The sequence below is a fragment of the Pseudomonas sp. B26(2017) genome (assembly GCF_002113045.1).
GTDB lineage: Bacteria > Pseudomonadota > Gammaproteobacteria > Pseudomonadales > Pseudomonadaceae > Aquipseudomonas.
The window spans coordinates 38,867-59,379 of sequence record NZ_NEJJ01000024.1 but is presented as its reverse complement, the minus strand read 5'-3'; the positions used below and the strand labels follow the sequence as shown (position 1 = coordinate 59,379).

Sequence of the window (20,513 nt, the reverse complement as noted above, 5' to 3'; positions counted from 1 at the left end):
AAAAGGAGCTAACAACCAACTGGGCATCCTCTGGCAGCAAGGGGTGTTGGAGTTCAGCCAGCAGTTCAGGACTTCTACCCGCATCATACAAGCCTTCTATTCTTTGATTGGGTAGCTCACGATCGCCTGAGCAGTTGACATCAAAATCATCTGATCATCTGACAAGTGAGTAAAAGGGAATCCAGAATATGGGAAATGTCCCGATGATAAATTTACATAAAGTCGGTCATCAGTAAGTTCTACCTTAGTTGCTCCAGAGGGGTAGATTCCTTTGCCCTTTTCAGTAATAGAAAATGCCAAGGGGAAGAATGAAAGCACACTGATGGTGCAAATGTTTCTACGATTTTTGAATGCAAACATTTTTGCACTCAGATGATGACGATGAGGGTAAAACCAGCAATACAAATCGTGAGTATTGCCTATAGCGAAATTGTCACCCATTACAAAGTTCTGTAGCGGTGTGAAATACGGCGTCTCTACTGGCTCACGTTTACACTCATCGACAGACGTAGCTGACAGTATGTGTCCTATCATTGCACGACAGAATCTCACAGCATCGAAAGGTAGCGAGACGTAATCGAGATGATTACTGGCATAAGCAAAGTGATTAGCTACAAGCGAAGTGAGTTCCTTATAGACCCTTGCCACCTCTTGATCATTTGCACCTAGATGATTACTGTTACAGGCTTTGCAAATGGTCTTGAATTTACTGCCGTTGGGTGACTTCACACCCTTGACCGGGACGGGATCAACCCCCATTACTTCAGTTAAATGCACTTGTTCAACCTTGGTGATTGTAATACTTCCTTGGGGCGGTACATGATCCCAAGTGAGCCTGCCATAGGTTCCACAAATCAAACAATGACCTCGCACAATCTCAGTGTGCATACGTCGGTCAGTTAACCGCTTAGTAAAGTCTCCCATACAAATCCTCTAGCATGGCAAATTGCATCTTGTCATGAGAAAATAATAAGTTGTAAAAAGGGGTGCTGCAGCACCCCTGACATGCTGGTCGACTAGATGCACGCATCTCCGAAGATTTGCATTTTAAATTGTCCATCCAACATTTCGAGAAAGGACCATTCAATTTCTAGACTCTTAAGCTTATTCCCATCCACATCGTGGAATGTATACTCACTGTTATCACCAAGCAAGACAGGGGGCAGGTTCATCTTATGCAGATTGATCATGCCGTACTTTCCAATCATAGAGTTTAGATTTTCATATCCTGCCTTGACAAGTGTAGCAAGGGTATCTACTGAGCTCGCACCGACCTCCGCTAACACATTTTGCGCCTCTTGAAGCATTGCTTTTTCGTAATCACGCACATAATGAACATCATACTTGAGCAAGGTTGACAAGAGGGACATGGCAAAGTCTCCTGTTGAATCTAAAGAACTTCTATCCATACTCAGGCAAAGAACGTAAAATAGAACACCCGAGTCATAGTTATCTAGTCCGCGACGAATTGCTTTAGCCTCGGGTTCGGAGGGGTGCAATCTAACGCCATCGAAGAAAGTTTTAATGTTTTTGAGAATTAATCTGTAAACATCCTTGCTAGAGTTTAAAACCACTCTTGCAATGATCGCGGAACCCCAGAAAGCCTGCATGGCCTCTTTCGCGTTAAAGCAATTTGCCACCAGATGAACACACACCGAATATTCGGTTAGCTCTGTATTGTAGATGTACTCAAAGCTTTCTTTTTCAAATATTTTTGTTTGAATAAGACGCTCCTCGTCATTCTCAATTCTTTTCAAGAGAGAAGCATGGGCATCTAGCTCCGCAGCCATTGCACAAGTTTCAAGCAATGAAACCGTAGAAATCGGAGACCGAACAATTGGCTCCCAGTTTTTATTAAAGAAGCGTATAAAAAAGATAGGGCGCTCACTCGGCTTACCGTCATAGCGAAACTCCCGGCCAGAAGTTACCCTCCATTGCCAAGGACGGGCCGGATTAAACTGATCCTCGACAGTGGTATAGTAGTCGGGAAGCTTGATTCGCTTAAGATGATTGTAGCAGGTGCGCATCACATGGAATTTGCTTTCATCAGTTATATCGCATGTGTACGCACGGTGGAGCATGCTTAGATGCCTCAAGCCCCAAACAGTAGAAGTACAGTCTACAAAGTGCGTGTACTCATGCACCACCAAAGGCAGGCACTTTGCAAGTCGCGTATAGGTCGTGAGATCAAACTTTTCTTCGGATTTTAAGTAGGCTAAAGAAACTCCTTTCACGTGGTGGGACTGCAGCGAGTCGAGCATTACCACGCCAGTTGCAAAGTCGAACTGGCCGAGAGTGTCAATTTTTCTCAAAGGGTTCCAGCGGGCACTGGTCTTCTTGATGTTCTCAGACAGCGTTAAATCTGGATCAAGCAAACTTTTCCCTTGGACCATTTACTTTACCACTCGCACTTGTGAAAAAGCGGCATTTTGACATTGCGGCTTACGTGCAGCAATCGTCGGATGTGCTTGCAGCGAGACTATTTTCCAAACGTAACGCCAAATCCCGCGCCGCGAAGGTCATGCACTTCAAGGCGTTCTTTGATTCAGCTCAGGGAAAAATAATGGTAGGTGTCAATCATTCCGAAACCGGGTTATCACCTGAGCTACTTGACGCGAACACGGACACCCTGTTTTAAAAGCTGAGTGATTCTAAAATAAGTGACGGACACCCTACGCACGGCCTGACTTCTGTGGCTGCCTGTGACGCTGTTGGTGGGTGTGATCAGAAGGTGGGTGGTGTGTCAGCGTTGCTTGGCTTGGCTGTAGGACGCTCTATGACAACGTGCTGTGACTGTACGAACTGAGGGCATGACGCTACCCGCTCAATGGCGGGCTATGTGTTCGCTGTCAAAGGTGAATGCTCGTTGCATTCGTCGTGGGTTTTCGCACTCTTGCGTGCATGACGATGTGAGCTGAAAACCTTACAGGGCGGGGCCTGCGGAGTCGTTACACTTCAGTCTTCATTCCAGTATACACCTACCTAGGAGGGCGGGAATCCTTCAGGGCGTTAGGATTTATTCCAGTGCCGTTTTCCCCAGCTCAGCGACTACCCTTGCCCGTGTCATTCAGACGCTGCACCGATGCTGTCGTGTCGGTTGCTTCTGGACGTCCTAGCTTCTTGCGTCCAGCCTTGGTATGGGTCAGGCCCGGAAGGGAGCAGCCACAACGAGAACATTGTGTGCCGGGGTGTGGCTGGTGGGGTTGCCTCCATTCTATAAGTCCTTGATTCTGCAAGGATTTTTCAGTCAAAAGTCTCGAAGTGTGACAGCGTTTAGGTACATCTAAGTGGTGCACCGTACTTCGCAGCTTACCAACCTAAAGCCCTACCTCCAAGCTCCTCCGTTCCTTGCATGAGCTTTCATGTTCTAAGTCTTGCTCGTAGTCTTCCCCTCAGAAAATGCTCATTTCCAACTGCTATTGTGGCGAAAGGCCATTCTTAGGGAAATTTGTGGTTGGGTGGGTAAGATCGAGACGATGGTCACCTGAGTGGATTCTCTGTGGATATGAGGCGCATTGGCATGACAAGACGATAGGATGATTGAAAGTGCCTCGGCATCATGGCATTTTGCCAGAGAATGCCAACGCACAAGGATTGTCATGCCAACGTCTTTATCTAAATACCTCGGAATTTCCAACGCTAGCTTGGAAGCCCTAGGGGTCTTCGACCCCATTCTCGATCACGATACTCGTCTGTTTATTGATCCGCTCTTACTAAAACATTGTAAAACACCAGAGTTTTCCTCCAGTTATACAGACTTACAAAGCAGATTTTTAGCAATCGGGAAGCTATTGCAGCACAGTCAGCGTAAAAACGACCCCTTTTGGAAGTCCGCTGCGACTAAAATGAGTTGGCACGAAGTGCGTGGGCTTTGTATTGGCTATTCTACCGGGGGGACTTCGGGTAGCGGTATTGGTAAAGGGCTTAGAGATAGAATTTTAACAACTGCTAAGCTAATTATTGATGCTGGAAAAAGTGACCCTGAGCTATTTGAGTTGGTTGGCTTGTTTGAGGATAACTTTGGGGCTGATCGAATTAGTGATATGACTGCCAATATCATTCAGGGCGATATTCTAACTTACTCCTCGAATATCTATAAGAAGATTTTGCCACAGGGTTGGGGTGGTGTTGTAGATCGTAAAACTAATCTCCCCCAAAATCCATTTACAAAAGAGCCTGTTCTGCTAGTTCCAAAAGAGCTATTAAGGGACTTGCCTTCGGCCTTTGAGTGGAGTGGGTCGAATGAAATTGGAATTAATAGTGCTGAGATAAGAGAAGCGCTTAATGCTTTGGTCGGCTCTAGCTGGCGAGCATTAGCCAGTATGAAGAAAGAGGAGCTTAAAAAGCTAATTTTAAAATATCCTGATCTTGTTGATGATCTGGTTGATCAGTATGCATCTAAGGATGTAGAGCCATACGACTTCAATGAGGACAAAAAAGGTGAGTACGCATGGTATCAAAGAACTGTGGAGGCAGTGTCTGAGAATCCGATAGACTTGACTCTAAGTGCTCATCCTAGCTTAGGCGAGGTGCACGACCTTGTTGTTACTATTTGCAATAAATTCAAGCAGCTCGTCGAGAATAATGGTTTGAATACACTGTTCTACGATGGGAAGTCTAAAATTAAAAATGAGACGGCGATCCAGTTGGCATTTTATGGAATTGCTGAAGCTTACTGTGAAGCGAATAAGATCATGATTGCTAGGGAATCAAATTCTGGCCGAGGGCCGGTTGATTTCAAATTTGGCTCTAATGGCGAAAACAGTGTGCTTGTGGAAATAAAAAAATCAGATAATTCGCATCTTAAAAATGGTATTGTGCGACAACTTCCTGAGTACATGAAGTCAGAAAAATCCCGCAAGGCTATCTACCTAGTGCTAGATTTAGGGATGAATCAAACACAGGTTGATAATATGAATGCAGTGCATCAGGCAATTGCCGGTTCGAATATATCGATAATCTACATTGACGGTCAGCTCAAGCCGAGTGCTAGTAAGCTGTAATTCTATATTTGTCGGTCGAGGATTTTATGGGTAATTGTGCCTATTGTGGCTTTGAAGGGAAGTTGACGCGAGAGCACATCATCCCTGACTGGTATGACTCTGCAAACTCCGCTGATGAAGGGGAGATTTTTGTAGAGAAAGCGCCTGATAAAATAGTTAAGTCTGATCCGAAAGTTAAAGATGTGTGCGCTACATGTAACAATGTTGTATTGGGTCAGTTGGATGATTACGGAAAAAGCTTATACGATAAATATTTTTGTCATCCAGTTTACGGTAAAGAGCGAAAAAAAATACAGGTGGACAGGAGAAGGCTCATCCGGTGGTTGTTGAAAGTTGCATTTAATTCGGCTAGAGCGAACAAAGCAGACTTGCACGTTCTTAATGGCTATGCAAAAGACATCATTAATGATGGTTTGTGCGATGACGTAATTTTATTTTGTTCGACTGTGGCTCCGTCGCTTGAGGATGGAGGGGGATGGAAGGCAGCACATAGGCAAGATGCTAGTAGCTCAATTCCACCCAATGCATTCCGAGTTGGAGTGTTCAGATTGCCAGAGGTGGACTTCTATCGATGGAGCTTTCGCTACGTATATATTGATTCATTCGCTTTTTATCTTGCTATTCCACAACGTGGCGTGGAGCTCAACGAGGAAAGGAAGCATGTGATCAAAATTATGACCAAGGGTTCAGAGTTTGGGGTTCGGGTTTTGAGTGGGACTATTGATACTAAGCCTCCGAGATACCATGCTGCGAACGTCACCATTAATCATTTGGCTAACTTTCCAAGTACTTATGGCGTGGTTGAAGATCCTTGGGTTGTTCTCTCCAATAAAGGGAATGTGGATATATTGCATTACGCTATTATGAGGGAGGATATTGAGAAGGAAGATTTTAGTGGTGTGTTAAGCTTTATTGATCAACAGCTTGTAACTAGGGAGGCGCTTATGTCGTCCTTAGGAAAAGTAGAATTTAGTGTGTATGGATATGAGAGTGACTCCAGAGATTTATGGGAGATTGAGGAGGTCAGGAGATTTCTTGCGGTGTTGAATGGTCAGAGGCCATATTGGCTTGTATTTCAGGGGGCTGAACCCGGTTGGACGCAAGTTTTACTGTTTTGTTTATGTCGCCTTAAGAAAGAGTCGTATGGCTTTGAGTTAACTCACAAAGAGGATTTGAAGGGATTGATGAATCAATGGTTTTCTGGTCTGAATGAGATAAGTAATAGGCTTGCGATTTCATACGAACTAAATAAACAGCTTTCTGATAGGTTTGGTGAACATGTAAAGCTAATGCGAGTGTGATTGCTAGCTTTGTCTTGGTATGCTTTGTGTGTCGGTTTTGATTTTTGGCGTTGGGCTGTAATTACTTGATCGGTCGTGATTGTGATGATCGCAACTCTATATTTAAGTCTTAAAGGGTGAGCTTTCAGATTAGCACTACCAATATTCTCAGGTAGAGTCGAGGTGCTTATTTGGCTTGTTCTTAAATGAATCAAGGTGTCCCGATGTGGAGTAAAATCCAGCCTCGTCAAAATTTCGGGTGCTCTTCGATAGGCGTTTGGTTTGTCGCCGGAAAAAATAATCTTGTGGTTTGCCTGAGGTGCTTAGCCGAGTGCGAGGGGGCCAAAGGAGCGCCGCTGTAATTTGAAAATAACCTTCGATGTTTTGGCGCCGAAGCCCCAACCAAGTGCCAGAGTATGTGATCATCGGGTTGCCTTTGTTTCTCGCTTAATCCTGTATACCGTAGCGACACCACACTCAGCCAGTTTTGCAATCTCATCGGCAGACATCGTTGAATGCTTTTGCATCAGCGCCTGTACCTTCGCCCAAGTGGCGGCATTCCGCCCTTTGCCTGCTGGCTTCCAATCAGGATCAGCAGCTTTCTTGTTCTTCAAGCCCTGCATGATGCGTTCCACGCGCTTCTCTTGATCCAGTCGTGCCATGGTTGCCATCAAATCAATCAGCATGTTGTTGATAACATCCATGATTTGCCCGGTGATGCCCTTCGCTTCAACCAGCATGTGACTGGTAGGCAGATCAGCTACAACCAGACGCAATCCCTTGGTCTTGATAGTGGCCTTGAGGGTGTCCCAGTCAGCCTGTGAGAGGCGACTCAGGCGGTCTACAGACTCAACCAATAGCACGTCTCCACTCTCGGCAGTATCGAGCAAGGAAAGCAACTTAGGACGGTTGAGCTTGGTCCCGCTGATGTTCTCTGCATACACACCAACGATACTCAAACCCTTCTCGACAGCGAACAACTCCAGAGCCACTTTTGCACGGTTGGCGTCTTGATCTTTGGTCGATGCTCGCAGGTACAAGTGGGCGTTCATGGCTGACTATCCTTTGGAGTCTTAATTTGATAGAACAATGATAATTTATCGTTAAGCTATTTTAAAGACTTAATTGATAGTTTATTTTGGCCACTGCGGAGCGTCCGCCGCACTACCGGATAGGTCTACTCCATTGATAGTGCCTGCCTTTGCCCATCTGGGGGCGACGACGGCGTCACGTCCTTCGAGAAGGAAAAACCATAGGAATTGAAAATTTGATTCGCGATTCTGAACCAAGTTTATCGCTGAACTCACCACCAGCTTTCATGCTCACGGAAGCAATTGAGATTTTGATTCCGCCGTTTGCCTGAGTCTCCGCGTCGGTGGTGACGGAGACATCGAACTCGACTTTCTCAACAATTCGAGTTTTGGAAAGATGGGTGTCGTCCTCTTCCGATACGGTGCGGCCATAAGCCTGAGAATTATTCGTGTGTGTCTGCATTCGAGTGGGATTGACAACGGCATCAGTCCCGCTCAGCTCCTCATTTGCGTCAAGAATTGCCTCTGCAATCTGGCAGAGGCTGCTCTTGATGAAGTCTTTCAGCTCCATTGCTCATTTCCTTATGCTGTTCTGACTGAGCGGCAGCGTAGCACTCCTACCAATATCCCGTAGTCAGAGCTCCTCCAGAGACCTCTCAAGCTCTGCAATCAGGTCTTGCAGGCCAATTCCCAGGACTTTGCACAAATCACGTAGCTGCACGATATCCAATCGACGTGTCCCGCTTTCTACGTCACTCATGAAGGACTGTGGACGACCTAGAGCTTTTGAGCACTGTACTTGAGTCAGGTCAGCAGCTTTCCTGTACTTCTTCAGCAGCGACAAGAGTGCAGCGTGTTCTGGTCTATAAATCGTCTTGGGCATGGCTGGCTTGCTACGGGTGGGCAGCCTTCCAAGCTATATCTGGTTTTCAGATATCTGAATTTGGGATAAATTCAATCCCCAAGCGGTACCACCCAGACCACCAGCCATGTCGCAAGGATGAACCATGAACGAAAAACTGTTTGTACTCACCAACCAAAAGAAGACAACAAATCACGTCCTGCACGTGATTCTTACGGTGCTGACAGGAGGGCTATGGCTATTGGTGTGGGGAATAGTCATGCGGAGCAATGACGCTCACAACAAAAAAATCGATAAGCAAATCAATCAAATCATGCTTTATAAAACGCAAGGGTTGAGTGATACCGATACCTACCAGCAGATCAAGAAAGACGAATTAAACTATGACGTGCTTCAAGGCCGAGTGATATTCGTAGTTCTGTTTGTCGTGTTCCTCTACTTTTATTTGCGGTAAGCCACCACCCCCAAGAAGAGGCTTTGCACTATGAAAAAACTGATACTTTCAGCAGTCCTACTTGCATTCAGCACCTCCAGCCTTGCAGGAGGGTTATCCGAAGAAGAAAACGACATATCGAAATGCGTTGGCTTTCTTGCCTCACAAAAGTACATCAACGCAAAGATGATGGATAGCTCAAGCGATATCGCTGGAGTCAAGATGAAAGCAGTCGCTGCGAAGAACAAGTATCCAGCAACCACGCTACAGACAATGACAGACACCTCAAGCAACACTGCCAGTATATTAGTCAGCTACTTCGTAGCGGCCGTCAAGAGCAATGATAAAGAAAAAATCAATGACATCTATCGACGTGGCATTGCCACCTGCAAGAAGTCCGGATTGACCATAAACCAAGTAAACGAAAGATTCACTGTCACAGTGGACGATATAGATGACGCACTATAACTACACTACACCAAAGAGAACGCCCATAGCACAGTAACCAGTTTAACTTATAATGATGTCCGCCAAGCGGAGCTTGAAGGGTTACTATCTCTTGGCTCCGCCAGTGTTCTCGCACCGAGAGCGTGAACTTTCAATTGTTCACCTATACGTGCGAATCAACCTACGACCTATCGGTTAAGCAACACAACAGAAACGCTAAAAACAAAATCAAGCTCCTGCCTTTGATCTTGACTCATTTTTTTTGGTGAAAAAACGAATCGGAACGTATTCAGTGTCTCCCTGCCAGCGGATGCTGACAGTTATTGCACGTCACCTTCGTTGGAGCAGATCAAGAGCAAGAGCTTGGATGTGTATTGATACAATATTAATTTACTGGTGTGCTGATCCGGAATCGTGACGATGCAGAAACGCTCGTACAGGTGCAGATTCACTCGCGTGTAACTGTGAGCTCCCCGTCCGGTGTCCGACCCTATACATATGGTGGGCGTGAGCCGGACAGGTCAGATTACTACGTGTTAGGTCGCTTATCCCAGCCAACCCTGAGACTCGACATATTCTAGAAACGGGTCATTGTACGACGGTTCTGGGAAGTATTCGTCTCGTGAGTCTGGAACTTTTGGACGGCTCATGTCAGGGACGCCATCCAATGAATTCGTTACGGCAGTCGTTCGCGCAAGTAGTTTGGCGACAGGTTCCGCACCAAGTCCGCTCACGATCTTCAGAATATGCCTTCGAGCAGCAAATGCCTGTTTACGTTGTGCCAAGTCGGCATCTTCACTGTCTTCTGCCGCACGAGCACAATGGAGTTCCATGAACTGATTGATGCACTCATCTATCCTGCACATCAAATTGAGTGCAGATTCTTCGAGAAAGAGGCGACTTCCGGTTGGCGCTGTTTCATCTACCCAGTCCATTACGAAGATGACATGTGAGTCCTCGTTGGACGCACGCTGTCGCACCCTTTCTTTGACTCGCTTGACCACATCTGCGTCGAAACTGTTGTAATAACGCCCGTCAGTAGTATCCCATTTACAACCGTATTCTTGATGCAAGATGCCGCGAAGCTCGTAGTCTTTGATTCCTTGAGGGCGAGTCGCGAGGTCATAAATTCGACTCACGGATTTATCAAAGGGTGTAGAGATTCCCATTGGTACATCTTTAATCAGGGCTTTGACTCTGCGTTCAGGGAGTCCCGTGGCTTGCACAATTTTGGCAATCGATAGACCGCCCCGTCGTAGTTGCACAACCTGATCTTCGGTTGTCGGTGCATCAAGGTTGTGGCTAGAATCCGATTTTGTTGGGATCGGTGCGACTCCAGCTACAGTAGTCAACTCGTCATTGGCTGAGGTGGGGATCAAATTCAGAACAAATGGGTGTGGCATGGATGGTTCTCCTGTATTCAAGTTCATTTCATAGGCGTGTGCCCCGTTAGTAGTGGTTGCCGCAGGTACGCCTGCGGCTTCAAGATCACATCATCAGTCCCGGATATGGCGGGAGTAGGTTTGAAGTCGCCTGATGACGTGTTGATCAATTTTGCCTTCATATGTTGCTGCAAGCTCATCGCAATATTCGGAATGTGCTGCCTTGTACGCTTCGAATGCTGCGATTGGATCGTTGAATTTCCCGAGATAAAAGTGCTTTCCGTTTTTCGAAATACGAGAGATGAAGCCTTTTCCTCTCGCTGCAATCGACACGCCAATGGGCAGCTTGCCGCGCTGGCTTCGGGTATCTCGGAACATCTGATTAATCACTCTAGGTACGACTGAGCAGTACTCTGGCGAGTAAACCTTGTTGATTGGATCAAGAATGTCTTTATCGAGCTCTGCGTCTTTGGCACCCGAGTATGTCTGAGCAACAAACCAGTCAGCGAACTCTTGAAAATCCAGCCACTTCCGGCAGACGGTACAGCCTTCATACGCGGCAGCTCGTGACTTGTAGCACCGCGTGAGCATGTCCAGCCATCGCCTGTACACGGGGGAAGTGGTCTCATGGACTGTTAATGAGAGCGCCCTACGTCTTTCTGACGAGTTGTAACCCACGCCATGAACCAGTTTGTCCGCTGCTAGCGGTCCAAAGAGTGGAAGCTCCTCTCCTAGGGTGTAGTCGAGGCGGACGCCTGCCAGTTGTGGCAGTACGTAGATGGTCTTAACACGGTCATGCATGAAATTTTGGTTCATTGATACCTCCATAGGTTGAATTTTGGGCGAAAAAAAACCGACACGTTGGTCGGCATCATCAGCAGCATTTCTCTCTACAGAGGAGTGAATGAACTCAGCTTTCGGATGTCGTCGACCTCGAGGTTGGTTTTGCTTTCATTGCAATGGTCATGGCTATTTCTCATGGTTTGCATTGACCGTCGGTGGTGGTCAGCCAGTTTGCAGACAAAGCAATACCGATCCATCTGGCACTGTATGGGTGCGGGACGTATTCGGTATGTTTTGTCGATTTGAGGATTGTCAGTCAAAGTGCCATCATTTGTCAAGTTTTATTTCTTGCATGTGCAAGCTGAATGTTGTAGGCGTACCGCAAAAGCGATGGTTTAGCCGCATCTAATATCCCGTTCGTACGAAACCAATTTTCAGCGGAGAGAAAGCATCCTGCTTAGTCCAGACAGCCATGTAAGCCCGTAAACACTGGACTGAAGGACAGTTGTTCCTCAGGGCATGACGAATCCAGTGCAGGTTATGCTCGGGTTTATCGATGGTTTCTAACGAGTTTTCGGGGCCGCCAACCTTTCAGTTAATCGAGGCTGGCGGCCCATCCAGTTCGTCAATCAATGAGGTGCAAAACATCCCTGACATTCAAATGGGAGTACCGGGCAACGGATCGTGTATCTCGGTGGCCTGAGACGATCATAATTTGTGCGTTGTTGAAGCCCTTTTTGGCGACATTGGTGATTCGGGTGTGCCTGAGTTGGTGCAGTCTGACGCTGCTGTCTAATCCCGCCTTTACACGTGCCAGACGTACAGCCTGTGACACCGCGTGTGGAGTGACAATGAAGAGCAAGTTGTTGGGGTGACGCTCCACAGTGGCCCATAGCTGGGCGAGTTCAAGGATTTCAATGGCCCGGTGGGTGAGGGGGACGGACCTTGTGCCATTCTTGCCGTCGATCACATCAGCAATACGATCTTTTAGATGTAGGCAGTCTTTCGTCAGCTTCAGAATTTCGGATCGCCGCATGGCGGTCTCGTAGGCGAGTTCAACAATGAGCTTCATGGTTGGAGACAGTTTCTCAAGCAGCAGCTCAAGCTCACTTGCACGGATCACCTTGTCGGAAGACCGATCAGGCTTAGGGAGTGCGATATCACTTACTGGGTTGTGGATGTCGATTAGCAAGCCGCGTTTGGCGAACCTATAGAAGCGGGACATGAACGCGAGTTGCGTCCTGCACGTGGATGGCTTCACTTTCTTCAATCGCATGATCTTGAAGTCGTTGATCATCTGCGGGGTGATTTCGTGAATGGGTTGTGTGAAGTGCCTTCCTAGATGCTCAACAATTTTCAGTGCGTGGTCGTAGCTGCCTTTGCCCTTGAGCATCGTTTCGCAGTACGTCATGCCCAACGTAAAGATGGTGTGGTGCTTGCGATCCATTGTCACTGCTTCGACCCGGCTCGCCCATAACTCTGCTTCCGCTTTGGTGCTGAAGGTTTTGGACTGCGGAGATTTATCCTTGACCCGTATCTGAGCGTTCCAGCTGCCGGACGGGAGTAAGCGGAAAGTGGCCATATTTGACGCCTCATCATGTGAATGGGCGTTCTGTGAAACCCTTGAGCACCACAGCTTGCAGCTTGCTCAAGCAGACATTGACATGGTGGGGGTCGTTGGTTCGAGTCCAATCGCGCCTACCAAACAAAATCCGCTCTGCTGGGCGGTCTGAAAGGGCTCACCGAAAGGTGGGCCCTTTTTTGTTGTCTGCGATTTCACAGCATTTGCAAATTTCGGTTCGGTCGATCACAGCTGCACTCCGGCACATTTGCAGGAATGTATTCATGATTCGCCAACTCAGGCGCGCGGGTTCAGGCGATATTGAAAGTTTGTTGAAGAATGATTCAGTCGCTGGAAAAGATAGCTTCTGTCGCAAGAGCCGTCAGAGTAGGGAGAGCGCTGGTTTGCATGCGAGATGAGCGCTCCCTCCGGCTACGGATGCCTGGGTCTAAATTTTCACAGTGAGTTGTTCATACGTCTTGTGGTCGTCTCCAGTGCGAACAGGCGTTGCGGCGTGGGACGACTGATACGTCCAACTCGCTGATGCGAGAGCTGCTGATCAATCTCGGGTATCCGCACAGCGGAACGGTGAAGAACCTTGATCCGGGCGATCCTGACTCATTCTTGTAAAATCCTGGGTCAGGCGCTTATTGGCTGCGATGGATTTTGATCCATTCGTCGCCGATTTCGCGATCTCCCTTTTAAATAATGTGGATATTTAATGGGTTACGGATTTTATTAACCATCCGGTTATCAAAAATACGTTGTTACAAGACGAATAAATCAGTAATATCCGCCCCGCGTTCACCACCACGGTTTATGCATTTTTAAATCCCAAGCTTCCATCAGCTGCTTGGGATTTTTTTTGCCTGCTATTTGCCTTTCTCATACCTCTGCCCGTTTCTCGTCTCGCTCGCTCCTGTTTCCGGGAAGGGTGACAGGCAAGTCCACACTTTTTCGACTACTACTGTCAGGCGGATTTCAACTCTGCCGGACGGGAGCACATCGATGCTGGTTCACTGGTTTCTTGCGGCGATACATTTACTGGCATTTGCCATGGGTTTCTGGGCGGTGTTGACCCGTGGGACGTCTTTCAGCCGCCTGGCGTCCGGCTCGGGTGAGGTGGGGCGCGTATTGCTTGCCGACAGTCTATGGGGGCTTTCGGCGCTGGTGTTGCTTATCACCGGTGGCATGCGGGCTTTTGGAGGTTATGAGAAGGGAACCGATTACTACCTGCACCAGCCGCTGTTCCATCTAAAGATGACGTTGTTTGTGCTGATTCTGCTTCTGGAGCTTTTGCCGATGATCACCCTGATCAAATGGCGCGTGGCCAAGGCGCGCGGCACTGCCCCTGATACTGGGCGAGCAAAGGTGTTCGCGCGGATCAGTCATGCCGAAGCGCTGCTGTTGATATTGATGGTCGTGGCGGCTACCGGGATGGCGCGTGGCGTCACATTTGGTTAAGCAGGCGAGATTCCCGGCTGCTATTCGGAAATGTCCGACAGCCAGCCCATTGAATGAAGGTTAGTATCGGTTGCGAAAAGGCTTGAGGCAGGAAGGGGCGTGGCGCGCGCCGTCACCAGGGAGGTGGGGGAATGGCAATACGGCGCTTGAATCTTTAGCCAGTCATTGCGCGCAGGCAAAACTGGCTACTGACTACGATAGGGCTCAGGGCGTTTGTGGCTTGTCCGGTGCGGTCAGGCCAGCCTGGATGCGCTGGTAGATTTCTTCCCGGTGCACTGCAACGTTCTTTGGAGCATTGATGCCGATTCGAACTTGCTGGCCGCTGACGCCAAGAATGGTGATCGTGATGTCATCACCAATGTTTATGCTTTCACCGACTTTGCGGGTGAGTATCAGCATGGTCTTCTCCTTGATTGCTTTGTAGGGCACCTGATTCAGACAGTGCAGAGGTCGGTGGTACGTATAGATTAGTGCGAAGTCTTACTGTTTGGGTGCCTCTTTCTGACGCGCAGCAGCGGCATTAATTCCCAGCGCGTAACTATACAGGGGCCGCCAGCATCAATCTCGTAGTTTTGTGCCCATTTTACGGGGCTCCGAAACTATTCTCGAATGTTAAGATCGCCGCTTTGAAAATTCAGAGGGAAGCGTTGTGCGCAAATTGGTCTGGGTAGTCGCGGCACTGGCACTGGCAGGATGTGGCGAAGGCAAGAGTGTGGATGCGCAAAAGCCGAAACCGGCGGCGGTAACGGCGCCTGCTGCGGTGGGCCCGCAGTGGGATCTCGAAGTGCGCGGTGAAACACCTCAAGCCGTCAGCGACCTCAGCGGCTGGCTGATCGAGCATGGCTTTGTGGCCAGTGTCATCAAGGACGCCAGCGGCAAGACCCGGATTCTCCTTGGCCCTTTCAATTCGAAGGCTGACGCCGAGGCGCGTCAGGCGGATGTGAATGCCGCGCTGATCAAGGCGAAGAAGCAGAACATCGAGACGCTGGTACTTGAGCGCACGGCCGCGCAATAAGCGATCCATTCGGCGGAGCTGACTAAAGGGTGTCCCACGTGATTCGTTTTTAAAGCCATCACTGAAGACACTCAAAAGGAGCTCCGCATGGCCTCCGCCAATCCTTACAAGTTGTTCGACGTTGTTTTGCGTCACAAGCAGCAGTTGAGCCCGCATCTCATGCGAGTCACGCTCGCAAGCCCTGCTGTCACCGAGATGGCAACCTGGGCACCGGATCAGCGAGTGAAACTGTTTTTTCCCGCAGCAGACGGTTCGCCCGCCAGGCTTTCTCAGGGGGAGGGGTGGTATGCCCGGTTTCGCTCGATGCTGGTTGATCGTCGCCCGGTGATGCGCACCTACACCATCCGTCATTTGCGCACTGAGTCAGGTGAGGTCGATATCGATTTCGTCCTGCACGGCGAGACCGGCCCGGCCTCCCGATGGGCGTTGCGAGCACAGCCCGGCGAGTCGATGCAGATTCTGGCCCCCGACAGCCAATTTTCGGCAAAAGAGGCGGGGGGATTTGAATGGAAGCCTCCGCAAACGCTCAAGCAACTTCTCCTGGTCGCCGACGCGACAGCATTGCCGGCCGCCATGGGAATTCTGGAAGAGCTGGCGACGCTGGCTGAACCGCCGCAGACTCAGGCGTTTTTTGAAGTCGAAAGTCGTGAAGACATGTTGGCCGTTCCTGACTGGCCCGGGCTTTCGGTGCAATGGCTGATTCGCGATCACGCGGCTGCGGGTACGTTGATGGTGGAGGCTGTGCGGCAGGCGACGTTGCCTGTTGACGCATCGACGGCTGGGCAAGCGGTCGAACTGGCGGATGTCGACATCGAAGAAGAGATTCTGTGGGAGATCGCCGATACGGCCAGCGAGGGATTCTATGGCTGGGTCGCAGGAGAATCCGCCGCGGTCATGAGCCTGCGCAAATACCTGATAAAGGAGCGCGGCATCCCTCGCGAATCACTCAATCTGATGGGTTACTGGCGTTACAACAAGTCCGGCGGTTGAGCAAAAAAAAGGCCTTGAGTTTATCGCTCAAGGCCTTTTCTTTTGATCAAGCAATCATCCGCAGGCTTTTAGGTTCACCGGGCCGACGAAATCGTTGCCGCGTCCCATCACACACGCCACGCTCTGGTTTCGCTGGCGTTCCCAGTCTTGCACCGGGTAAGTCTTGTCCCAGGCTTCGTACAATTGCCGATCCTGCTTCGACAAGCGCAAGCCATATTGTTTGCTCATGTAAAAGTAGGTGCGGGCGATCATGCCGCGAATCGAAGGGCGGGGCATGACCTTCTTTGCCTTGAAGTCAACCTGTGTCAGGCATGAGCCGTACTGACCTTTTTCGACCGGCAGCCAACCGTAGCTGAAATTACTGCGGTCACCATTCACCTCGCCGATGCTCGGCACCAGGTTGTGCAGGTCGGCTTCGGCTTTCTGATAACTCGGGTCGTAGCGGGTGCAATTCTTGCGACCGCCTTCCTGCCAGCATTGGCGCTGATGGCCGAACTGCCAGGCCGGAACAATGTGCTCCCATTCGATGCGGGCCGCTCGCTTGGCGTTCTTGCGCGGGACATAACCGCAGGCGGCCAGATCGACTTTGTTGCCGGTGTATTTGCACCCGCAATAGAACTCGGTGGATTGTGGGGCGTAGAGCTTCCAGGCGACCTTCTTGGCCTCGGTGAAAGTACGCGGCGCGCCAGCTTGCGCACCCACGGAAATGAACAGCAACAGCACAGCAGCAAAACGCAGAATCATTGAATCAATCTTCCTTCGGCACAACCCAGAAAATCTGCACGCCGCCATCGTCGCGGTAGGCGAGGGTGACGTTGTCGTTTTCGTCGATCTCTTCCAGCAAGCGCTCCCACTCATCCACCGGTTCGTCCGGAAGGCGGAAGATCAGTGCGGCTTTGGCTTTTTGTGCGGTGGGGGAGTTGATGATTTTCTGAACGCGCATGCCCATGCGTTCGTAAGCGTCAGGAGCATCAGGGGAAGTGACCACGAGGTTATCCTTATTAAGCTGTACGTGCATACAGTATTTAACTGTAGGCATTTTCGCAACTGCTTAAAATTCAAGAAAATCCTCTGACAATGGTTTTCCGGTTTTGATGTCACGCAGATGAAATTTTTCTTTGAGCGAGGCGGGAGCTTCACCCTCCGTCAGGTTGACGAAGGGTGAAGCCAGTGGCCGATCAGGAAAGGATCGGACGAAGGCAAATCAATATTCCCAGAACATCCGTTGCAGCTCTTTGCTGTCGTTGGTCTTGGTCAGCGCGACCATGGCCAGGATGCGGGCTTTCTGTGGGTTCAGGTCGTGAGCCACCACCCAGTCGTATTTGTCATCAGGCTGTTCGGCGTTACGCAGGACGAAACCGCCGGCATTGACGTGTGACGAGCGAATGATCTGCACGCCGTCCTTGCGCAGCGCTTGCAGGGTCGGAACCACGCGGGAGGAAACGGAACCGTTGCCGGTGCCGGCATGGATGATCGCCTTGGCGCCGGACTGGGCGAGAGCCTTGTATGCGGTGTCGCTGACATTGCCATAGGAATAGGCGATTTCTACATCAGGAAGGCTCTTGATGTTCTTGATATCGAACTCCGAATCCATGGTGTGGCGCTTGGCTGGCAGACGGAACCAGTATGATTTGCCTTCAACCACCATGCCGAGCGGGCCCCAGGCGCTTTTGAAGGCTTCGGTCTTGATGTTGATCATCTTGCTGACATCGCGACCCGACTGGATTTCATCGTTCAGGGTCACCAGTACGCCTTTGCCGCGAGCCTCTTTGCTGCTGGCGACGGCCACGGCGTTGTACAGGTTCAGCATGCCGTCCGCCGACATGGCAGTGCCCGGGCGCATGGAGCCGACGACGATGATCGGCTTGTCGGTTTTTTCCACCAGGTTCAGGAAGTACGCGGTCTCTTCCAGTGTATCGGTGCCGTGGGTGATGACGATGCCGTCGACGTCTTTGCTGTCGGCCAGCTCGGAAACGCGACGACCCAGTTGCAGGAGGTTTTCGTTGGTGATGCTTTCCGAGGCGATTTGCATGACCTGTTCGCCACGCACATTGGCCAGCGTACTCAGTTCGGGGATGCCGGCGATCAATTGTTCGATGCCCACTTTCGCAGCCTGATAGGTCGCGCTATTGGCTGCACTGGCGCCAGCGCCGGCGATGGTGCCACCGGTGGCCAGTACCACCACGTTGGCCAGTTTGGCCTGGGTTTCAGCTTCTTTTGCCTGGAGGGCGGTGGGCAGGAGCAGGAGAAGGGCCAAAGCGCCCGGAACGAAACTCTTCAAAGCAGATGTCATTATTTTTCTCTCTAGTAGTGAGACGGTGCTGATGCAGGTTCATCTAGATGCGCCCCGGGCCAATCTGAATGCCAGGGGTGCAGGTAGGGAGCAGGATCTGTACCAGTCGTAATCTGCTTCAGAGAAATGTTTAACCTTATGATTTAAATCAAGATTTATTCGAAGGCTGGCTGTGAGCTTCCGTCACTCATCCGGGTTTCCGAACGCGGGATGTTTTCTTGTTCGGCTCACCGAAAAGGACTACGAATCTCGTCCACAGCCTGAGCTGGCAGCTTTTCAGATCTCAGCTAAAGAAAACGGTGCGTTAGCCGATGCGTCTTGATAGGGATCCAATTTTTCAGGAGTTCAAATGTCATTCACTATCGGTTTGCCAAATCCCGGCGCGGTCACTATCGGCGGAAAAACGGCTGCTACGATCAATGCAATGAGTGAAGCTGAAGCCGACGCGTCTGCTCAGGCACTGGGTATCGAGAAGGTTGAAACCAATCAGGTCAGAACCGGTGGTCCTGCCCAGGAAGCAAGCGCGCGCGAGGCTGAAGGCGGTGACAATCTGAGCGTCACTATCAAGACGCTGTTGAAACGCATGCAGGAATTGCAAAAGCAGCTTCAGGAGCAGCAACAGCAACTGGCTGCCGCGCAGGCTGCGAGTTATCCAACACCCGAAGCCAAGTCGCAAGCCGTGATGTCAATCCAGGGGCAGATCGCCCAAACCAGCGGTGCGCTGCTGGAGGTCTCCGCAGCACTGGTCAAGGAAATGTCGAAGGGCTCCTCCGCCGGTAACGTGGTCAACACCACGGCTTGAGCACTCCAGGGGCGGATCGATGGATTCGCCCTGCAACGCAATACCGATTTCTGATTGTTGACAAATGTCGGCGTGATTCGCATAGTTCGGTCTACGCAAACGTTTGCGCGGCCTTCGCGATGATTGATCGTCGTGGGGTGCAGCGAGCTTACGCCAGTGCAAGCGTTGCTCACAATAATCATAAGATCGGAGTGAACCCATGAAGCTGCCATTCGCTGGACGTCTTCTTGCTGTCGCCATGCTGGCTGCCGCATCCGCCGCACTGCCTGTCTCTTCGGCTTTCGCCGAATCCCCTGAAAAACCCAAAGTCGCCCTGGTCATGAAATCCCTGGCCAACGAGTTCTTCCTGACCATGGAAGACGGTGCCAAAGCCTACCAGAAAGAACATTCCGCCGATTTCGACTTGATCTCCAACGGCATCAAGGACGAAACCGATACGGCGGGGCAGACGCGCATCGTCGAGCAGATGATTCTGGCGAAGGTCAACGCTCTGGTCATCGCACCGTCTGATTCGAAGGCAATGGTGCCGGTGATCAAAAAGGCGGTCGATGCCGGTATCACCGTGATCAACATCGACAACCAGCTCGATCCGGCCGTGATCAAAAGCAAAAACATCAGCGTTCCGTTCGTAGGTCCGGACAACCGCAAGGGCGCGCGTCTGGTGGGCGAATACCTGGCCAAGCAACTGAAGGCCGGTGACGAAGTCGGCATCATTGAAGGTGTCTCCACGACGACCAACGCCCAGCAGCGTACTGCTGGCTTCAAGGATGCGATGGAAGCTGCGCAGATCAAGGTTGTTTCCCTGCAGTCCGGCGATTGGGAAATCGACAAAGGCAACAAGGTGGCCGCTTCGATTCTCAGCGAATACCCGGACGTCAAGGCGCTGCTGGCCGGTAACGACAGCATGGCCGTGGGTGCTGTTTCCGCCGTGCGCGCTGCCGGTAAGGCCGGTCAGGTGCAGGTTGTCGGTTATGACAACATCAATGCCATCAAGCCAATGCTGAAGGACGGCCGCGTTCTGGCGACTGCCGACCAGTACGCCGCGAAACAAGCGGTGTTTGGCATAGAGACCGCGCTGAAAATCATCAAGGGCGAGAAAGTCGACAGTGGTGCAAATGGCGTGATCGAAACGCCGGTCGAGCTGGTCACCAAATAAGTCCTTTGGCG

General features: G+C 50.3%; 21 protein-coding genes. 9 read left to right on the top strand and 12 right to left on the bottom strand.

The annotated features are described in order from the left end of the window. Positions 1 to 96: 96 nt before the first annotated feature. Together CAF79_RS27825 and CAF79_RS27820 are read right to left on the bottom strand one after the other, a co-directional pair. Positions 97 to 888, bottom strand: a complete 792-nt coding sequence (locus CAF79_RS27825) for a metal-binding protein (protein ID WP_256579514.1) — start codon at positions 886 to 888, stop codon at positions 97 to 99. 128 nt (positions 889 to 1,016) lie between these two features. Then, positions 1,017 to 2,393 carry a hypothetical protein gene (locus CAF79_RS27820; protein ID WP_085701249.1) on the bottom strand — a complete coding sequence of 459 codons (1,377 nt, stop codon included), beginning with the start codon at positions 2,391 to 2,393 and terminating at the stop codon, positions 1,017 to 1,019. A gap of 1,143 nt (positions 2,394 to 3,536) precedes the next feature. Here CAF79_RS27820 and CAF79_RS27815 point away from each other — a divergent pair. After that, positions 3,537 to 5,003, top strand: a complete 1,467-nt coding sequence (locus tag CAF79_RS27815; RefSeq protein ID WP_139832638.1) for a hypothetical protein — start codon at positions 3,537 to 3,539, stop codon at positions 5,001 to 5,003. A gap of 26 nt (positions 5,004 to 5,029) precedes the next feature. Further along, positions 5,030 to 6,304, top strand: coding sequence for a hypothetical protein (locus tag CAF79_RS27810; RefSeq protein ID WP_085701247.1), 1,275 nt, complete (start codon positions 5,030 to 5,032; stop codon positions 6,302 to 6,304). A gap of 401 nt (positions 6,305 to 6,705) precedes the next feature. Here the strand turns inward: CAF79_RS27810 and CAF79_RS27805 are convergent, their stop codons facing one another. From CAF79_RS27805 to CAF79_RS27795, 3 genes are all read right to left on the bottom strand, one after another. Then, the gene (locus tag CAF79_RS27805) at positions 6,706 to 7,335 is read right to left on the bottom strand and encodes a recombinase family protein (RefSeq protein ID WP_085701246.1); all 630 of its coding nucleotides are present in this window, start codon (positions 7,333 to 7,335) and stop codon (positions 6,706 to 6,708) included. A 175-nt stretch (positions 7,336 to 7,510) separates the two neighbouring features. Further along, on the bottom strand, positions 7,511 to 7,885 hold the full coding sequence (locus CAF79_RS27800) for a hypothetical protein (RefSeq protein ID WP_085701245.1): 375 nt from the start codon (positions 7,883 to 7,885) through the stop codon (positions 7,511 to 7,513). Positions 7,886 to 7,948: 63 nt separating this feature from the next. After that, a complete protein-coding gene (locus tag CAF79_RS27795; RefSeq protein WP_085701244.1) occupies positions 7,949 to 8,197 on the bottom strand; it encodes a helix-turn-helix domain-containing protein in 249 nt (82 codons plus the stop codon). 124 nt (positions 8,198 to 8,321) lie between these two features. On the opposite strand from CAF79_RS27795, the gene CAF79_RS27790 reads away from it, so the two are divergent. Continuing rightward, the gene (locus tag CAF79_RS27790; RefSeq protein WP_085701243.1) at positions 8,322 to 8,630 is read left to right on the top strand and encodes a hypothetical protein; all 309 of its coding nucleotides are present in this window, start codon (positions 8,322 to 8,324) and stop codon (positions 8,628 to 8,630) included. A gap of 30 nt (positions 8,631 to 8,660) precedes the next feature. Next, positions 8,661 to 9,077 carry a hypothetical protein gene (locus CAF79_RS27785; protein WP_085701242.1) on the top strand — a complete coding sequence of 139 codons (417 nt, stop codon included), beginning with the start codon at positions 8,661 to 8,663 and terminating at the stop codon, positions 9,075 to 9,077. Positions 9,078 to 9,601: 524 nt separating this feature from the next. Here CAF79_RS27785 and CAF79_RS27780 read toward each other — a convergent pair. The 3 genes from CAF79_RS27780 to CAF79_RS27770 all read right to left on the bottom strand — a co-directional run bounded on the left by CAF79_RS27780 (position 9,602) and on the right by CAF79_RS27770 (position 12,803). Next, entirely contained in the window at positions 9,602 to 10,459 is an 858-nt protein-coding gene (locus CAF79_RS27780; RefSeq protein ID WP_085701241.1) for a hypothetical protein, read from the bottom strand. A gap of 93 nt (positions 10,460 to 10,552) precedes the next feature. After that, a complete protein-coding gene (locus CAF79_RS27775) occupies positions 10,553 to 11,254 on the bottom strand; it encodes a hypothetical protein (protein ID WP_085701240.1) in 702 nt (233 codons plus the stop codon). A 592-nt stretch (positions 11,255 to 11,846) separates the two neighbouring features. Then, positions 11,847 to 12,803, bottom strand: coding sequence for a site-specific integrase (locus tag CAF79_RS27770; protein ID WP_085701239.1), 957 nt, complete (start codon positions 12,801 to 12,803; stop codon positions 11,847 to 11,849). 987 nt (positions 12,804 to 13,790) lie between these two features. Here CAF79_RS27770 and CAF79_RS27760 point away from each other — a divergent pair. Continuing rightward, complete coding sequence (locus tag CAF79_RS27760; protein WP_085701238.1) at positions 13,791 to 14,246, top strand: DUF2214 family protein; 456 nt, start codon at positions 13,791 to 13,793, stop codon at positions 14,244 to 14,246. Positions 14,247 to 14,450: 204 nt separating this feature from the next. Here CAF79_RS27760 and csrA read toward each other — a convergent pair whose 3' ends face one another. Next, on the bottom strand, positions 14,451 to 14,645 hold the full coding sequence (gene csrA / locus CAF79_RS27755) for a carbon storage regulator CsrA (RefSeq protein ID WP_003179932.1): 195 nt from the start codon (positions 14,643 to 14,645) through the stop codon (positions 14,451 to 14,453). A 250-nt stretch (positions 14,646 to 14,895) separates the two neighbouring features. Between csrA and CAF79_RS27750 the strand changes: the two genes are divergently transcribed. Together CAF79_RS27750 and CAF79_RS27745 are read left to right on the top strand one after the other, a co-directional pair. Further along, the gene (locus CAF79_RS27750; RefSeq protein WP_085701237.1) at positions 14,896 to 15,261 is read left to right on the top strand and encodes an SPOR domain-containing protein; all 366 of its coding nucleotides are present in this window, start codon (positions 14,896 to 14,898) and stop codon (positions 15,259 to 15,261) included. A gap of 87 nt (positions 15,262 to 15,348) precedes the next feature. After that, complete coding sequence (locus CAF79_RS27745; RefSeq protein WP_085701236.1) at positions 15,349 to 16,251, top strand: siderophore-interacting protein; 903 nt, start codon at positions 15,349 to 15,351, stop codon at positions 16,249 to 16,251. Between the two features lie 54 nt (positions 16,252 to 16,305). Here CAF79_RS27745 and CAF79_RS27740 read toward each other — a convergent pair whose 3' ends face one another. From CAF79_RS27740 to CAF79_RS27730, 3 genes are all read right to left on the bottom strand, one after another. Continuing rightward, a complete protein-coding gene (locus tag CAF79_RS27740; protein WP_085701235.1) occupies positions 16,306 to 16,995 on the bottom strand; it encodes an endonuclease in 690 nt (229 codons plus the stop codon). A gap of 4 nt (positions 16,996 to 16,999) precedes the next feature. After that, on the bottom strand, positions 17,000 to 17,269 hold the full coding sequence (locus CAF79_RS27735; protein ID WP_371917949.1) for a DUF1654 domain-containing protein: 270 nt from the start codon (positions 17,267 to 17,269) through the stop codon (positions 17,000 to 17,002). 186 nt (positions 17,270 to 17,455) lie between these two features. Next, positions 17,456 to 18,544: an asparaginase gene (locus CAF79_RS27730; RefSeq protein WP_007956004.1), complete on the bottom strand. Its 1,089-nt coding sequence runs from the start codon at positions 18,542 to 18,544 to the stop codon at positions 17,456 to 17,458. A 349-nt stretch (positions 18,545 to 18,893) separates the two neighbouring features. Here CAF79_RS27730 and CAF79_RS27725 point away from each other — a divergent pair, with 349 nt between their 5' ends. Together CAF79_RS27725 and CAF79_RS27720 are read left to right on the top strand one after the other, a co-directional pair. Next, positions 18,894 to 19,346, top strand: a complete 453-nt coding sequence (locus tag CAF79_RS27725; protein WP_085701233.1) for a hypothetical protein — start codon at positions 18,894 to 18,896, stop codon at positions 19,344 to 19,346. Positions 19,347 to 19,545: 199 nt separating this feature from the next. Beyond that, entirely contained in the window at positions 19,546 to 20,502 is a 957-nt protein-coding gene (locus tag CAF79_RS27720; protein ID WP_007956008.1) for a sugar ABC transporter substrate-binding protein, read from the top strand. Positions 20,503 to 20,513 lie beyond the last annotated feature (11 nt).

Bases quoted from the DNA above. Each gene is read 5' to 3' on its own strand.
- CAF79_RS27775 (WP_085701240.1), bottom strand. From the start codon at position 11,254: ATGAACCAAAATTTCATGCATGACCGTGTTAAGACCATCTACGTACTG.
- CAF79_RS27740 (WP_085701235.1), bottom strand. From the start codon at position 16,995: ATGATTCTGCGTTTTGCTGCTGTGCTGTTGCTGTTCATTTCCGTGGGT.
- CAF79_RS27820 (WP_085701249.1), bottom strand. From the start codon at position 2,393: ATGGTCCAAGGGAAAAGTTTGCTTGATCCAGATTTAACGCTGTCTGAG.
- CAF79_RS27760 (WP_085701238.1), top strand. From the start codon at position 13,791: ATGCTGGTTCACTGGTTTCTTGCGGCGATACATTTACTGGCATTTGCC.
- CAF79_RS27780 (WP_085701241.1), bottom strand. From the start codon at position 10,459: ATGCCACACCCATTTGTTCTGAATTTGATCCCCACCTCAGCCAATGAC.
- CAF79_RS27810 (WP_085701247.1), top strand. From the start codon at position 5,030: ATGGGTAATTGTGCCTATTGTGGCTTTGAAGGGAAGTTGACGCGAGAG.
- CAF79_RS27735 (WP_371917949.1), bottom strand. From the start codon at position 17,269: ATGCACGTACAGCTTAATAAGGATAACCTCGTGGTCACTTCCCCTGAT.
- CAF79_RS27730 (WP_007956004.1), bottom strand. From the start codon at position 18,544: ATGACATCTGCTTTGAAGAGTTTCGTTCCGGGCGCTTTGGCCCTTCTC.
- CAF79_RS27770 (WP_085701239.1), bottom strand. From the start codon at position 12,803: ATGGCCACTTTCCGCTTACTCCCGTCCGGCAGCTGGAACGCTCAGATA.
- CAF79_RS27790 (WP_085701243.1), top strand. From the start codon at position 8,322: ATGAACGAAAAACTGTTTGTACTCACCAACCAAAAGAAGACAACAAAT.
- CAF79_RS27745 (WP_085701236.1), top strand. From the start codon at position 15,349: ATGGCCTCCGCCAATCCTTACAAGTTGTTCGACGTTGTTTTGCGTCAC.
- CAF79_RS27720 (WP_007956008.1), top strand. From the start codon at position 19,546: ATGAAGCTGCCATTCGCTGGACGTCTTCTTGCTGTCGCCATGCTGGCT.
- CAF79_RS27800 (WP_085701245.1), bottom strand. From the start codon at position 7,885: ATGGAGCTGAAAGACTTCATCAAGAGCAGCCTCTGCCAGATTGCAGAG.
- CAF79_RS27825 (WP_256579514.1), bottom strand. From the start codon at position 888: ATGCACACTGAGATTGTGCGAGGTCATTGTTTGATTTGTGGAACCTAT.
- CAF79_RS27815 (WP_139832638.1), top strand. From the start codon at position 3,537: ATGATTGAAAGTGCCTCGGCATCATGGCATTTTGCCAGAGAATGCCAA.
- CAF79_RS27795 (WP_085701244.1), bottom strand. From the start codon at position 8,197: ATGCCCAAGACGATTTATAGACCAGAACACGCTGCACTCTTGTCGCTG.
- csrA (WP_003179932.1), bottom strand. From the start codon at position 14,645: ATGCTGATACTCACCCGCAAAGTCGGTGAAAGCATAAACATTGGTGAT.
- CAF79_RS27725 (WP_085701233.1), top strand. From the start codon at position 18,894: ATGTCATTCACTATCGGTTTGCCAAATCCCGGCGCGGTCACTATCGGC.
- CAF79_RS27785 (WP_085701242.1), top strand. From the start codon at position 8,661: ATGAAAAAACTGATACTTTCAGCAGTCCTACTTGCATTCAGCACCTCC.
- CAF79_RS27805 (WP_085701246.1), bottom strand. From the start codon at position 7,335: ATGAACGCCCACTTGTACCTGCGAGCATCGACCAAAGATCAAGACGCC.